Source organism: Pontibacter sp. CAU 1760, assembly GCF_054482735.1.
The window spans coordinates 238,414-253,405 of the sequence record NZ_JBTLRL010000002.1 but is presented as its reverse complement, the minus strand read 5'-3'; the positions used below and the strand labels follow the sequence as shown (position 1 = coordinate 253,405).

Here is a 14,992-nt window from a genome sequence, read left to right as displayed (position 1 = left end):
TGCCTGTTTAAGAGGTACAAACTTAATAAGACACACCAAAAGCGACTATGGACAAAGTAAGAGAGAAATCAGCGTATGAAGGAAATCCGGTAGGCTTGTCAAAAACCACGGCCACTAAAATGGCCGCCGAGCTGGACCGCCACCTGTCCTCCTTCATCATCCTATACAACCAGTACCACAAGCACCATTGGCTGGTGGAAGGCCCGCAGTTCCGCGACTTGCACCTGTTCTTCGAGGACCATTACACTGAGATCCATGAGCAGTACGACGCCATTGCTGAGCGCCTGACCGTGATGGGTGTAGTCCCGACCTGCCATCCGGCCAAACAGATTGAGCTGTCCTACATCAAGCATGAGGAGGAGGGCGAGTTCCGCATTCGGGAAATGCTGCAGAAAGACATGGAGGATGAGAAAACCATCGCCGTGGAGTTACGCAAGTCCATCAAGCTGGCTTTTGAGCATGACGACTTCGGCACTAAGAACCTGCTCGAGGGCATCCCGTTCAAAACCGAGGACCGTTGCCACCATATCGAGCACTTCCTGGGCGAGGACGGCCTGACGATTGGCATGCTGCACAAGCCGGAAGATATTATGGAGGGCGAAACAGAAGCCTCTAAAGGCACCAAGGGCCTGCGCACCAGTACCGGCACTAAAAAGTCCGGCTCGAAAGCGAAAGCCTAAGCCAGTATAAAACTCTAGTAAACTATCTAAAGCAGCCTGATTTGTTTCAGGCTGCTTTTTTTATGCTGTTATACCCCTTCTGGTCTACAAAGCTCCTCGCCTGCTACCTGCCTGTCACGTTAATCCAATCCCCGCTTTCAGCACACTGCGCTTTTTACTAGCTTTGCAGGGGCTTTGGCCTCGTATAAGATAAACACACCTACAAGAACATATTATGGTTGACCTGGGCAATTACAACGAACTGGAGATTGCGCGCGAAGTGGACTTTGGCGTATACCTGACGTCGGAGGACGGCGATATCCTTTTGCCAAACAAGTATATACCAGAAGGCGCCAAGGTAGGCGACTTTGTGCGTGTGTTTGTGTACCGCGACTCCGAGGACCGCGTGATCGCCACCAACCTCATCCCTTACGCGACGGTGGGCGAGTTTGCCTGCCTTACCTGCAACGACACCTCCCCGTTCGGCGCGTTCCTAGACTGGGGCTTGGAGAAGGACCTGCTGGTGCCACTCAACAACCAGAAGAACAAGATGGAGGTAGGCCGCAAGTACTGCGTGTACCTTTACTTGGATGATGCCTCTGACCGCGTGGTGGCTACTTCTAAACTCGGCAAGTTCCTGCACAACGACGACATCCAGCTGACAGAGGGCGAGGAAGTACAGCTGCTGGTTGCAAACTTCTCCGACATTGGCGTAAAAGTAATCATCAACAATGCCTACATGGGCATGCTGTACCGCAACGAGGTGTTCCAGGATTTGCATATCGGCGACAAGGCCATAGGGTATATCAAAGCCATCCGACCGGACAACAAGATAGATGTGACCCTGCGCAAGCCAGATGCTACTATCAAAAGTGAGTCGGAGGGTGCGTCGGACAAGATCATGCGACTGCTGCAGCAAGGCAACGGCTGGCTGCCCATCTCCGATGGCAGCACGCCCGAGGACATTTACAAGACGTTGGGTATGAGCAAAAAAACATTTAAACGAGCCATCGGTGGTCTCTACAAAGCCGGAAAAATCAATATCGCAGAAGACAGCATCCGGCTACGCTAAGCCGGCGCGCTCACAGTAATCCTGTTCTAACGAAAGGCTTTGCCGCTCTCCTCATAACCGGGGCTGCGGCAAAGCCTTTCTTGCTTAATGTGCCCCTATTTTTAGACTATAAAGTTAGAAAGAACGTACTGATTGCGTAAGTAATTCTCCTTATGCAAAAAGTACGAAATGCCCTTATTGTGGGTGCCAGCGGATTGGTCGGCTCGCACCTCTTGCACCTTCTCCTCCAAAGCCCCCGCTACAGCGAAGTAATTGCGGTGGGCAGGCGCGAGTTGCCGCTTATACACCCTAACCTGGAGCAGCGCGTCATCGACTTCGACAGGATGAAGGAGTTTGCTGCCGACCTGAAAGCGGACGACATCTTCTGCTGCCTGGGCACTACCATTAAAAAGGCCGGCTCCAAAGAGGCTTTCTACAAAGTGGATTATACCTATGTGGCACAGTTGGCAGAGATCACGGCCAGCAAAGGCGCTAGCCAATTTCTGGTGGTTTCGGCGATGGGAGCCGATGCCAGCTCTCTTTTCTACTACAACAAGGTGAAAGGCGAGATGGAGGACCACGTGAAACAGCAGGACTTTAGCACCGTGCACCTCTTTCGGCCCTCGCTGCTATTGGGCGAGCGCGACGAGCACCGCGCCGGCGAGGAATTGGCTTCTAAAATTATGAAGCCCCTGAGCGGGCTGATGATCGGGCCATTGGAGAAATATAAGCCGATTGAGGCAGAGGCTGTAGCCAAGGCCATGCTGTTTGCCGCTTCCCAGGACCAGAAGGGTATACATGTGCACCCGTCTGACGACATTGCCATCCTAGGCGCTAAGCATTGAATTGTTGGGTGTTGAATCGTTAGATATGCGACGCAACTATACCTATTTCGCAACCATTTAACCATCCAATAACGATCAGCAACCAGCCACCACCTCAACCATTTTCCTATATGCCTTCTGAAAAACTGCTTCAACACGCTTTCCCGAAAGCTTCGCGCTATGACCCCAACTGGGTACGCAAACACTCAATGGGCGAGAACGTGCTTTTTAACCTCGAAAGCCTGACCAATTCACTGGACCTGAAGCCCGGCTTGCGGGTATTGGACCTGGGTTGCGGCAAGGCCATCAGTTCGATTTTCCTGGCCAAGGAGTTTGGCGTAACGGTTTGGGCCGTGGACGAAGCCATACCTGCCAGCGACAATTACCAGCGCATACTGGACGCAGGCTGCCAGGAAAAAGTGATTCCGCTGGAAGGAAACGCCCGCTCACTCCCGTTTGCTGAGGAGTATTTCGACGCGGTGGTGGTCGTGGATTCTTATACCTACTTTGGCACCGACGAAAAGTACCTCCCCTACATTGCCCGCTTCCTGAAGCCTGAAGGCTTCCTGGCCATTGTGGACGTATGCTTCACCAAAGAGATCGAGACGCTGGACCAGGTGCCTGACTTCCTGCAAGAGGACTACCAGAACTACTGGTACTTCATCCACTCCATTGGCTGGTGGAAAAAGCTATGGGAGAAAACAGGGTTGATGAAGTTAGAAGTGGCCAAAGAGTTGGAAGAAAAGCAGCATGTCCGCGAGCAGTATGTCCGGGACTTTGAGGAACAGGATAAGCCTGACCCTTTTGCCAAGGCCCTGAAGCACGACAAAGAGCAGCTTATCTCGTTTTTCAAACTGGTTGGGCGGCGCACCAGCAAAACCGCTTACCTGCAGGACTATAAAGAGGATGAAAATTAACTCCCCTCCGGCGGGCAATATATCTTTCCTGCAACGTTAAGTTGTTTAATTTTGCAGCCGTTGCGGCACCTGCCCAACACATTTATTCATTCACTTTTAATTACTATATGAAGCTTATTTATCGCATTTCGTTTTGCCTGGCCCTGGTGCTGTGCACGGCTCTGGGCGCGCAGGCCCAGAGTGGGTATACAACCGGTATAGGCTTAAGGGGCGGCGCTGCCTCTGGGCTTACCATCAAGCACTTCATACAGCGCGACGCTGCTATCGAGGGCATCGTGAGTACTAGCTTTAAGTACAGAGGCACCGTGATTACGGTACTGTATGAGAAGCATGCGCAGGCTTTTAACGCAGATGGCCTGCTATGGTACTACGGCCTCGGTGGGCACATCGGCTTTTACGACGGTCGCCACTACTACGACAGAGACCACAAACACTACGGCGATAACGTGATGGGCGTGGGTATAGACGGTATCCTTGGCCTGGAATACTATATTAAAGACATCCCCTTTACCATCGGTGCCGATATCAAGCCCTACCTGAACCTGCCGGTTGGCGGCGGCTTCTGGGACACGGCGCTGCATGTGCGGTACGTGTTCTAACCTTAAAAAAGGTATACTACAAACAAAACAGGCTGCTCGAAACCGGGCAGCCTGTTTTGTTTGTATGCTTTGGGTGGCTAAAAAGCAAGGTGTAACAAGGCGTCGCCCTGGTTTACCACAGGCATGTTGTTGAGCCCCACCACATAGCCACCGGCAGAGGCGTTCAGCTTCACCTCCATCTCCCCGTAGGGATCGGTGATGCTGCCGATGCACTGGTTTTTCTTGATAAACTCGCCCAGGCGTACAAAACTGCGCCACAGCCCGGCGTTTTTGGCCCTTATCCAAGAGTCTTTCTGGCAAATGATGCTCTGCTCATGCGGCGTGGGGTGGCTGGGCATCATCCCCAGGTGGTGCAGCACGCGGCAGGTACCATCCACGCCTACTGCAATCCCCTTCTCGTCGAAGCGCAGTGCCTCACCCGTCTCATATACCAGGATAGACTTGCCATGCTTGGCAGCCTCTTTGCGCAGAGAACCCTGGCGGTAAGAGGAGTTCATGATGAAGGGTGCCCCAAACGCCTTGGCCAGCTCCTCATTCCGGAAATCCTCGAGCACACACCGTATTTGCGGGTAGTTAGCGCGACTCGAACCGCCTGTATGGAAGTCGAGGCCATAATCCACGTATGGGATGATCTCCTTCATGAAGCGGTGTGCTACCCGACTAGCCAGCGAGCCGTCGCGGTTGCCCGGAAAGCTGCGGTTCACGTCTTTGCCATCCGGCACCTCCCTCGAGAAGTTCAGGAAGCCGTAGATGTTGAGCACGGGCACCGCAATGATAGTCCCTTTGAGCGGATACAGCATCTTTTTGCTGAGCATGCGCCGGATAATCTCCGTTCCGTTCACCTCGTCGCCGTGCATGCCCGCCATCAGCAGCACCACCGGGCCATCGTGCACCGACCGGAAAACGTAAATCGGGATTTCAATCACAGTGCCGCTTGGCAGTTTGCTGATCGCTATTTTGGTCAGCACTTTCTCGCCACGGTCTATGCTTCTGCCGTTAATAACAATTGTTTCAGGCATTGGCGTTTATTCTTCTACTCCTTTTCGTTTGAATGGCCTTTTCTGCACCATTTTCTCGGTGTATTCGATAATTTTGGCAGCAATATCCGTTTGGGTGGCTTTCTCGATGCCCTCCAGGCCCGGCGATGAATTCACCTCCAGGATTAGGGGGCCGCGCTCTGACTGCAGCATGTCCACGCCTGCGATGTCGAGGCCCAGGGACTTGGCGGCCAGCAAGGCGGCAGCTTTCTCTTTGCGCGACAGTTTAATGAGGCTTGCGTTTCCGCCACGGTGCAGGTTAGAGCGGAACTCCCCCTCCTTGCCTTGTCGCTTCATCGCACCCACCACTTCGCCGTTCACCACAAAAGCCCGGATGTCGGCACCGCCGGCTTCCTTAATGAACTCCTGCACAATGATGCGGGCCTTCAGGTTATGGAATGCCTCGATCACCGATTCTGCGGCTTTCTTCGTTTCGGCCAGCACCACACCCAAGCCCTGCGTGCCTTCCAGCAGCTTGATCACGAGTGGGGCACCCCCTACTTCCTTCACCAGTTCAGCGGTTTGCTTGGAGTAGTTGGTAAACGCGGTTTTCGGCATACCCAAGCCTGCCCGCGACAGGATCTGCAGGCTGCGCAATTTGTCGCGCGAGCGCAGGATAGCCTGAGAACTCACAGCACTTTTAGCTTTCATCATCTGGAACTGCCGCACTACGGCTGCACCGTAAAACGTAACGGAGGCACCTATGCGCGGAATCACCACATCTATATCCCGCAGGCGCTCGCCCTTGTACAGGATATGCGGGTCGCCCTGCTCCATCACGAGGTCGCAACGTAAGTGGTCGAGCACCACCACCTCATGCCCCCGCTGCTGTGCCGCCTCTACCAGGCGGCGGGTAGAGTATAGCTTTGAGTTTCGGGAGAGAATAGCAATTTTCATAAATGCGCTGTTATTTCTGTTTTTGTTTGATCTTTGATTTATGCGCCAGGTTTTTGCGCGCCACATCCACAATAAAGCGGTTTTTAAGTAGCTTACGGCCGATCAGCACCGGGTACTTCATGTCGCTGCGGTCTGAGAGCGAGAACTCCGCCTCGAATTCCTTGTCAAAAAACTTGATGGTGGTTTTGATAACGTAGCGTTCCTGCACTTCCCCAAAAGAACTCTTGATTTCACGCAGCTCATACTCCGAGAACTCCAGCTTTTTGTGGTTATACTTGGGATGCGAGGGGTCCAGCAGGTCCAGGGCAATCACCTTGGAGCCGTCAGGCCGCGTTTCCTCGTGTATGTCAGAGCAATGGATAGCCGAGGTATAAGCTCCCGTATCGATCTTCGCCTCAATCTCCTCAATATCCAACTCCGGGAAAGATACAAGCTCGCGTCTCCCGATAGTCTCCTTGGCTAGTTTTGGATTCACCTTATTTTTCACGCTTCTTCAATTTCGAGTTAATAACTGCGAATGACGAATGGCAGGCTGATGCACAGTTTCGGTTTGCCCCCTAACCACGAATCAGATTCCTCATTCTGAATTTATCATCTGCAATTCAGAACTCTATTTCCGGTAAGTAATGCGGTAAATAGCATCGTTCTTATCATCCGAAACCAACATTGAGCCATCCGCCATCAGGATCACATCCACGGGGCGGCCCCAGTCTTCCTGGCCTTGCAGCCAGCCTTCGGCAAAGGGGGTATGGGTAGCCTTGCCATCGGCATCGAGGGTAACGGTGGCAAGGCTGTACCCGATCTTTTCGGTGCGGTTCCAGGAGCCGTGCTGTGCCACAAAAATCTGGTTCTTATACTCCTTCGGGAACATGGTGCCGGTATAGAACTTCATACCCAGGGTACCACCGTGCGGGTGCATTTTCTGCACAGGCGCTACAAACTCGCTGCAATTACGGTTCTTGCCAAACTCAGGGTCCAGCACCTCGCCGGCGTGGCAGTAAGGGTAGCCGAAATGCTGGCCTTTTTCGGTGGCACGGTTTAACTCATCGGCGGGCGTGTTGTCGCCCATCATGTCGCGGCCATTATCGGTAAAGTAAAGGTGCTTGGTTTCCGGGTGCCAGTCGAAGCCCACGCTATTGCGCACACCCTCGGCGTAAACCTCCAGGCCAGAGCCATCGGGGTTCATGCGCGTAATAGTGGCATAGATCGGTTTTTCTGATTTGCAGATGTTGCAGGGCGCGCCTACCGGCACGTACAGCTTGTCATCCGGGCCAAAGGCAATGTACTTCCAACCGTGGTGGGCATCGCTCGGGAACTTGTCATTCACGACCTCAAACTTTGGGTTGTTTCGGAAAGTCTCCTCGATGTTATCAAAGCGGATCACGCGGTTCACTTCGGCTACGTACAGGCTGCCGTTGCGCACAGCCACCCCGTTCGGCATGGTCAGGCCCGAGGCCACCACCACTACCTCGTCGGCTTTGCCGTCTTTGTTCTCGTCTACAATGGCGTATACCTTGTCCTGCTCACGTGTGCCCACAAACAAAATCCCAGACTCGCTCAGCGCCATCGAGCGGGCATTGTCCACGTCTTTGGCGTAGTAGTCTATCCGGAAGCCTGCTGGCAGTTTAATCCGCTCCAGGTCTTTGTCGATGGGGCCGGATGGGTAGGCGACTTCACCAGTGGCCTGCTCCTGCTCAGTAGGGCCGGTTTTGGTGGTTTCTGCAGTTTTGTTGTCGGAAGTGCAGCTTACGCTGAGTGCAGCCATGACACAGGCTGAGAGCGCAAGGTGTAGTGCTTTTTTCATGCTTTGAGGGGATAGGTTTTGATTGATTGCCAAAGTTGCGCATACTAGCGATAAGTAACAACAGCTTTAGCAGCGAAGCTTAATCTAAAATACCTATACTCAGAAAGGGGTACAATGTTTAGCCTGCCACCAATTGCCTGGTAGCCGTGGGCTGTTTTATACCTTTCTGTTGATGTTGTTTTGGCTTGCCTGCCGCTTTTGGTGCAGCAAGGTCGCTACGTGCTGTAGCAGCAGCGAGTGCCCGGCTTTCAACACCACCAGTTCCCCTTTATCTATGGCCTCCACAAACACCGCTACACGCTTAGGCGCAATAATCTGGTCGTACTCGCCCAGGAACATGGTTACCTCTACCTGGTGCTTGTTCAGTTGCCGCACAATCTGCCGGATATCAAAGTTCAACTCCCGGAAGCCAACCCAACTGCGGTACACGCGCAGGCGCTTGGAGGTGCTGTCCATCTGGTACTGGGCAAAGCGCAGGATGCTTCGGTGCACCATGTTATACCTGTCCAGCATACGCAGCAAGCCGAAAAAGAGGTTGGGTTTCACGACTGTGCGCTTAAACAGCTGCTGCAACCACCCGGGGTATGTTGCCACGTTATACCAGAAACTCGTCTTGATGCCATCCGGTGCGATCAGGAAAAGCTCCAGGATGCGCTCGGGCATGCACTCCACCAATGTCAGGGCAAACTTTCCGCCCATGCTAAAGCCCATCAGCGAAAAACGCTCCAGTTGGTTCTTGTGCAGAAAACGCTCGACCATCTCTTTCAATAATTCTTTGCTGAGGGGCATATGCTGTTTGTTCAGCTGACTCTTGCCATGGAAAAACATGTCGAAAGCATAGATGGTATAATCCTCGCCCAGGGCCTGTGCCATTGGCTTGTAGTACTCGCTGCTCTGCCCATACCCATGGAATGCCACCAAGGCACGGCTCCCGTGCCCGATCACGCGGTAGTATAATTTAGAGTTCTGGTGGAGAATGTAGGGCAAGTTGGTTGTTGGTTGTTGGTTGTTGGTTGTTGGTTGTTTAAAGTATAATTGTCAGAGGGTGGAATGGTTACAACAGCGCTGCTCTATTTTCTTCTTCTTCTTCTGCTGCTGCTGTGTGCCTGCCCCTCCAAACAACAAGGCAGCCATTCAACAATTAACAATCAGCAATCAGAGCTTCGACACGCCGCCGGAAACAATGAACTTCATGACTTCGCTGCTTGGGGCGTCTATATATGTGACATTACGCTTCGGCACCAGAAACAACTCGCCCGAGAAGTTATAGGAGTGCGGAAAATAAACCGCCACCATATCCTCTATGTTAACCGTCAGCAGCGACTCCTGTGTTACAAAGCCGAGTTTGTGGTTCTCGGTGTCTTCGGTCATTTTCACCATTACTGGCTTATTAAACTTCTGGTTGTCGCCCACAAAGGCATCAAACAGGTCTTTGATGCTGGAGTAAATGATGCTGATGAGCGGCACTTTGTGCAGGATGCGCTCCGTTGCGATCAAGAAAGGCTTCACAAAGAAGGAGGAGCCGATGAACCCGACCACGGTCAGAAGCACCACCATCAGCAGAATACCCAATCCAGGCACGCCTAGGTCGAACATGCTGTCGAGCCAGTCTATAATCCCGACTACAATGAACACGGTAAGGGCGATGGGCGCAATGATTAAAAGGCCGTTGATGAAGTAACGGATTAGTTTTTTCATTCGGATGAGATTCGGGTAATAAGGGTTTGTATGGTGTTACTCAAAAAAAAGGCTTTGCCGAAGCAAAGCCTAAATGTAGCAAAAATGCTAATATCGCTTGGGTTTAATATCTTCAGACCTGTGTTTCTTCCAGCGTGCGGATGCTGTTGGCTACTTGCTCCATCAGCCACATGGGCGTAGAAGTAGCCCCGCATATCCCCACGCTGCTAGACTGGGCAAACCACTCTTCCTGCAGTTCGCTTTCGTTTTCTATAAAATAGCTGTTTGAGTTATGCTGCTTGCATACGCTGTAAAGCGCTTTGCCGTTCGAGCTTTTTTTGCCGCTCACAAACACAATCACGTCATGCTCGGTAGCAAAGCGGGCCAGTTGCGGCTCACGGTTAGACACCTGCCGGCAGATGCTGTCGTTGGCATTGAACAAGGGCACCGCTGTGCTGTCCTCGTTTGCCTGCTGCAGGCGTTCCTCAATTAGCGCCTTGATGTGGTAAAAGCCTTTGGTGCTTTTGGTGGTCTGACTGAACAAGGTAACCGGGCGGGTAAAGTCGATCTTGTCCAGATCCTCCGCCGTCGTAACAATAATTGCCTCATCGCCGGTCTGGCCTGCCAGACCGATCACCTCGGCGTGGCCTACCTGGCCGTACAGCACAATCTGAGTCTGGTTCGCCTTGCCGCTGTCGTAGGCGTGTTTCACGCGGTTCTGGAGCTTCAGCACCACCGGGCACGAGGCATCAATCAGCTCGATGTTGTTTTCCAGAGCCAGTTTATAGGTTTCCGGTGGCTCGCCGTGCGCCCGGATCAGCACTTTGCAGTCACGCAACTCCTGTAACTGGTCGCGGTCGATGATGCGGAGGCCTTTGTTATAAAGGCGCTGCACCTCCATGCCGTTGTGCACAATATCCCCGAGGCAGTAAAGCTCCTGGCTGTGCTCCATCTCGTCCTCGGCCATCTGTATCGCAAACTCTACCCCAAAGCAATAGCCGGAGTTTTTGTCTATAGTTACGTTCATGCGTGCTTTATCAGTTGTGTTGCAATGAAACCTGATTGCTTAATATGTTGGATGCTGCTTTTTCGAGCACAAACTCTACCTGCTCGTCAATCGTCATGTGCGAGGTATCGAGCAAATGCGCGTCTTCGGCACGGCGCAGCGGGCTCTCTTGGCGGGTGGAATCTATGTGGTCGCGCTTCTGCAGGTTCTCCCTGATCTCGCCCAGATTCACCAGTTGCTTCTTCGCCAGCAGTTCATCCTGCCGCCGACGGGCGCGGGTGTCCACATCCGCCGTCATGAATATCTTCACCTCTGCATCCGGGAACACGGCGGTGCCAATGTCGCGGCCGTCCATCACTACCCCCCTTTTTCGGCCCATCTTCTGCTGCTGGGCCACCATGGCGTGGCGCACGGCTGCCACCACACTCACCTCGCTCACCTGGTTCGAGATATACATCTTGCGTATCTCATCCTCCACGTTCAGTCCGTTCAGGAAAACCTCGTTGCGGGATGTCTTGGGATTGTAATGGAACTCGATCTCGATGTGGTCCAGCGCGTCCTTCACTTCTTTCGGGTTAGTCAGGGAAACGTGGTGTTGCAGGAAATATAATGTAACCGCCCTGTACATGGCGCCGGTATCAATGTAAGCGTATCCGAGTTCGGCGGCTACTAACTTGGCCGTGGTACTTTTACCGCATGAGGAATATCCGTCGAGTGCGATTACGATTTTCTTCATAAAGGGAAACTAATACGAAATTAATTTGAGTCGCAAGGACAGGGCAGCTTGCCTAACTTGCTTTTCCGTTTGAGAGAGGCTGTTTTTTTCTGCTGCGGGGTTTTAGCGGTACAACCCGCCAAAGGGCCTGCTGCCAGAAAACCCGCTACTAGGAAATATGAAATTATCTTTCTCAAAACACCTGAATTTTATGCAAATATACAGTAATTTACCGTTTTCCGCCTTGAAAAAGGCAATTATCAGACCAACTTACCTGTACCCATGCCGATAGATTTTACGCTCAGCGGGCGCATCGTTGACCTGCACAGCCAGGAGATATACCCCGGAACCGTTCATGTGACAAACGGACACATTTCTAAAATAGTTCGTGAAGCCACCAGAGCCTCTCAATACATCCTGCCTGGCTTCGTAGATGCCCATGTGCACGTAGAAAGCTCCATGCTGGTGCCCTGCGAGTTCGCCCGCTTGGCGGTGCCGCACGGCACTGTGGCCACTGTATCCGACCCACACGAGATTGGCAACGTGCTCGGTTTGGAGGGTGTCGAGTATATGGTGGAGAACGGCAAAAAGGTACCGTTCAAATTCTATTTCGGGGCGCCTTCCTGTGTGCCGGCCACCCCTTTTGAGACTGCCGGTGCCGAGATCACGGCGGCCGACATCGAAAAGCTTTTCCAGCGCGAGGAGATCAAGTACCTGGCCGAGATGATGAACTGGCCCGGCACCCTGCACCGCGATCCGCAGGTGATGGAGAAGATCGAACTGGCCAGGAAGTACGGCAAAGCAGTGGATGGGCACGCCCCCGGCCTGCGCGGCGAGCAGGCCAGGCAGTATGCCGCCGCCGGCATCACTACCGACCACGAGTGCTTTACAGCCGAAGAAGCTGAGGACAAACTGGCTGTGGGTATGAAAATCCTGATTCGCGAAGGAAGTGCCGCCAAGAACTTCGAGGCCCTGATTCCGTTACTGCCGCAGCATTACTGCAACCTCATGTTCTGCTCCGACGACAAGCACCCCGACAACCTGGTGGAAGGCCACATTAACCTGCTGGTAAAGCGCGCACTGGCCAAGGGCAACGACCTGTTCCATGTGCTGCAGGCGGCCTGCGTGAACCCCGTAGAGCATTATAAACTGGAAGTAGGCCTGCTGCGTGAAGGCGACCCCGCTGATTTTATACTGGTTGACAACCTCGACGACTTTAACGTGCAGGCCACTTACATTAACGGACAGCTGGTAGCCGAGAAGGGCAAGTCGAACATCGCCTTCACAGAGAGCGAGATCATCAATAACTTCGATACCGACGCCAAGGCACCCGAACAGTTTAAAGTAGCCGCGGCCGATACCACCCGGATCCGCGTCATTGAGGCATTCGACGGCCAGCTGATCACCAAAGAGGTATGGGCAGACGCTAACATAGCTAATGGGTTTATCGAAGCAGATGTAGCGCAGGACGTGCTGAAACTGGCAGTAGTCAACCGCTATGAGAACACGCTGCCGGCGGTGGCCTTTATCAAGCACATCGGTTTGCAGGAAGGCGCTATTGCCTCTTCGGTGGGCCACGACTCCCACAACATCATTGCGGTGGGGGTGGACGACGAGAGCATCGCCCGGGCCGTTAACCTGATCATCGAGGCAAAAGGTGGCGTGGCTGCGGTTGGGCTAGGCAAAGAGCTGCTGTTGCCCCTGCCCGTGGCGGGCATCATGTCGGCTGAGGATGGGTATAAGGTTGCCGGACTCTACTCAGCCATCGACCGGATGAGCAAGGACATGGGCAGCAAACTGCAGTCGCCTTTCATGACGCTCTCTTTCATGGCCCTGCTCGTGATCCCATCCCTCAAACTAAGCGATAAGGGCTTGTTTAACGGCGACAAGTTTGCGTTTGTGCCAGTGGCCGAATAAACAGGCTTTTCTTCCGGAAAAACACAAAAGGGCCTTGCAAGTACATTGCAAGGCCCTTTCTAAATAAGTATAGCTTGTCGTTTAGTTTTCTTCTTCCAGGTCGGCATAGTGCTTCTCGAGCAGCGCGTTCACTTTCTCGACTGTCAGTGGCTTGGTCAGGTACTGCGCTTTATACTTTTGCGAGTTAGTGGTATCCTGGGGGTGCGTGGAGGTGGTTAGCACCGCCATGGTGATGTTCTTCCGGAAATCAGCGTTCAGGCGCTCATACAGGTCCAGCATCTCGAACCCATCCATTACGGGCATGTTGATGTCCAGGAAAATAAGCTCTGGCTTGAAATAGTCCTTGTTTTCTGGCTCGTAATGGTTATTGCTAACATTATACAAGTAATCAAACGCTTGCTTACCGTTAACGAATGTACGGATGTGGCTGGTCACATTCATCCGATCAAGCAGGCGCTGGTTCAGGAAATTGGTAGTATCGTCGTCGTCAATAAGGAGGACACCTGACAGCTTCTTCATTTTTAAATCTAAACTCAAATAATTCTAATTAAATACGAGGTAACAGCAAAAGGGAACAAATGTTTTCACACTCATTTTAAATCAATTACAAAACCCAGATTATGTAAGCTCCAGGCATGATTTATCTAATGCGGAAACAAATGTATTGAATCTTATTCAATAATAGGATTATTATTTATATCAAAAAAGTATATATGAAAAGTTGAATATAAATAATTTGCAGTTCTTGCGCGGGTGGCTTAGTACTGCTGCACTACGGAAAGGAGTAACAAAATCCCGGACCAAACGAGGCCCGGGATTTATCATAATTTAAGTGTTACAACTGCAATTCTAGTCTAAATAGCCCTGTGCGCGCATCCAGTCGTCGTTATACAGCTTGGCAAGGTAACGCGAACCATGGTCAGGCAGAATCACCACCATCACATCATCCGCCGTTAAGTTGTTTTCGCGGGCATACTCCAGTGCGCCGTGCACGGCCGAGCCACAAGACCAACCCACAAAAAGTCCTTCTTCTTTGGCCAGCCTTCTTGTCATCAAAGCGCCGTCTTTGTCGGTTACTTTGATAAAAGTATCGATCAGATCAAAGTTTACGTTCTTTGGCAGGATATCTTCGCCGATGCCTTCCGTGGCATACGGGTAGATCTCCTTCTCGTCAAATATTCCTGTTTCCTTATATTTCTTGAAAACGGAGCCATACGTATCCACACCCACGGTGATGATATCCGGGTTTTGCTCTTTCAGGTATTTGGAAGTGCCTGACACCGTGCCACCTGTGCCTACGCCTGTCACGAAATGCGTGATCGTGCCATCGGTCTGCTCCCAGATCTCGGGGCCGGTAGACTCGTAGTGCGCCTGCGTGTTAGAGGTGTTGTCGTACTGGTTGGGGTAAAACGAGTTCGGGATTTCCTGGTTCAGGCGCTTTGCGACAGAATAATAAGAGTCCGGATGCTCCGGGGGCACATTGGTCGGGCATACCTGCACCTCAGCGCCTACGGCCTTCAGGATGTCAATCTTCTCCTGGCTCTGCTTATCCGACATTGTGAAGATGCACTTATACCCTTTGGCAATGGCTGTGAGGGCCAGGCCCATACCGGTGTTGCCGGAGGTTCCTTCGATGATCGTGCCGCCCGGCTTTAGTATACCGGCGGCCTCGGCATCCTCAATCATCTTAACAGCCATGCGGTCTTTGATCGAGTTGCCCGGGTTAAGGTACTCTACTTTGGCCAGGATCGTCGCTTTTACGCCATCCGTTACGTTGTTGAGCTTCACTAGCGGGGTGTTACCGATTGCCTCGGTTATATGGTTCAGATACTTCATCTGGTTTGGTTTTGGGTTTCGGTGCAAAGGTAAGAATTTAAATGATTTAGCCG

At 52.4% G+C, this 14,992-nt stretch carries 15 protein-coding genes and 1 pseudogene; 6 read left to right on the top strand and 10 right to left on the bottom strand.

All coding sequences use genetic code 11. The features are described from left to right. The first annotated feature begins 47 nt into the window (after positions 1–47). From ACXYMU_RS03580 to ACXYMU_RS03560, 5 genes are all read left to right on the top strand, one after another. Positions 48–680: a Dps family protein gene (locus ACXYMU_RS03580; protein ID WP_458984979.1), complete on the top strand. Its 633-nt coding sequence runs from the start codon at positions 48–50 to the stop codon at positions 678–680. Positions 681–894: 214 nt separating this feature from the next. Next, a complete protein-coding gene (locus ACXYMU_RS03575) occupies positions 895–1,731 on the top strand; it encodes a CvfB family protein (protein ID WP_458984978.1) in 837 nt (278 codons plus the stop codon). A gap of 152 nt (positions 1,732–1,883) precedes the next feature. Continuing rightward, a complete protein-coding gene (locus ACXYMU_RS03570) occupies positions 1,884–2,555 on the top strand; it encodes an oxidoreductase (RefSeq protein WP_458984977.1) in 672 nt (223 codons plus the stop codon). Positions 2,556–2,665: 110 nt separating this feature from the next. Further along, positions 2,666–3,451, top strand: a complete 786-nt coding sequence (locus ACXYMU_RS03565; RefSeq protein WP_458984976.1) for an SAM-dependent methyltransferase — start codon at positions 2,666–2,668, stop codon at positions 3,449–3,451. A 107-nt stretch (positions 3,452–3,558) separates the two neighbouring features. Further along, complete coding sequence (locus ACXYMU_RS03560; RefSeq protein ID WP_458984975.1) at positions 3,559–4,050, top strand: hypothetical protein; 492 nt, start codon at positions 3,559–3,561, stop codon at positions 4,048–4,050. A gap of 77 nt (positions 4,051–4,127) precedes the next feature. On the opposite strand, the gene ACXYMU_RS03555 is transcribed toward ACXYMU_RS03560, so the two are convergent. The 8 genes from ACXYMU_RS03555 to cmk all read right to left on the bottom strand — a co-directional run bounded on the left by ACXYMU_RS03555 (position 4,128) and on the right by cmk (position 11,207). Further along, on the bottom strand, positions 4,128–5,069 hold the full coding sequence (locus ACXYMU_RS03555; RefSeq protein ID WP_458984974.1) for a succinylglutamate desuccinylase/aspartoacylase family protein: 942 nt from the start codon (positions 5,067–5,069) through the stop codon (positions 4,128–4,130). A gap of 6 nt (positions 5,070–5,075) precedes the next feature. Next, positions 5,076–5,984 carry a 30S ribosomal protein S6--L-glutamate ligase gene (gene rimK / locus ACXYMU_RS03550; RefSeq protein WP_458984973.1) on the bottom strand — a complete coding sequence of 303 codons (909 nt, stop codon included), beginning with the start codon at positions 5,982–5,984 and terminating at the stop codon, positions 5,076–5,078. Positions 5,985–5,994: 10 nt separating this feature from the next. Continuing rightward, positions 5,995–6,459 carry an ATP-dependent zinc protease family protein gene (locus tag ACXYMU_RS03545; protein ID WP_458984972.1) on the bottom strand — a complete coding sequence of 155 codons (465 nt, stop codon included), beginning with the start codon at positions 6,457–6,459 and terminating at the stop codon, positions 5,995–5,997. Between the two features lie 135 nt (positions 6,460–6,594). Next, positions 6,595–7,788 (bottom strand): PQQ-dependent sugar dehydrogenase, encoded by a 1,194-nt coding sequence (locus ACXYMU_RS03540; RefSeq protein ID WP_458984971.1) that lies wholly within the window; start codon positions 7,786–7,788, stop codon positions 6,595–6,597. 156 nt (positions 7,789–7,944) lie between these two features. Next, a complete protein-coding gene (locus ACXYMU_RS03535) occupies positions 7,945–8,775 on the bottom strand; it encodes an alpha/beta fold hydrolase (protein ID WP_458984970.1) in 831 nt (276 codons plus the stop codon). Positions 8,776–8,943: 168 nt separating this feature from the next. Further along, entirely contained in the window at positions 8,944–9,486 is a 543-nt protein-coding gene (locus ACXYMU_RS03530) for a DUF502 domain-containing protein (protein WP_458984969.1), read from the bottom strand. Between the two features lie 112 nt (positions 9,487–9,598). After that, entirely contained in the window at positions 9,599–10,492 is an 894-nt protein-coding gene (locus ACXYMU_RS03525) for a 4-hydroxy-3-methylbut-2-enyl diphosphate reductase (RefSeq protein WP_458984968.1), read from the bottom strand. Positions 10,493–10,502: 10 nt separating this feature from the next. Next, positions 10,503–11,207, bottom strand: a complete 705-nt coding sequence (gene cmk / locus ACXYMU_RS03520; protein ID WP_458984967.1) for a (d)CMP kinase — start codon at positions 11,205–11,207, stop codon at positions 10,503–10,505. A gap of 261 nt (positions 11,208–11,468) precedes the next feature. On the opposite strand from cmk, the gene ade reads away from it, so the two are divergent. Beyond that, on the top strand, positions 11,469–13,103 hold the full coding sequence (ade, locus tag ACXYMU_RS03515; RefSeq protein WP_458984966.1) for an adenine deaminase: 1,635 nt from the start codon (positions 11,469–11,471) through the stop codon (positions 13,101–13,103). Between the two features lie 81 nt (positions 13,104–13,184). Here ade and ACXYMU_RS03510 read toward each other — a convergent pair whose 3' ends face one another. Both ACXYMU_RS03510 and ACXYMU_RS03505 read right to left on the bottom strand, forming a co-directional pair. Then, the gene (locus ACXYMU_RS03510; protein ID WP_458984965.1) at positions 13,185–13,640 is read right to left on the bottom strand and encodes a response regulator; all 456 of its coding nucleotides are present in this window, start codon (positions 13,638–13,640) and stop codon (positions 13,185–13,187) included. 315 nt (positions 13,641–13,955) lie between these two features. After that, a pseudogene (locus tag ACXYMU_RS03505) lies at positions 13,956–14,939 on the bottom strand (PLP-dependent cysteine synthase family protein); the annotation flags it as partial. Between the last annotated feature and the right edge of the window lie 53 nt (positions 14,940–14,992).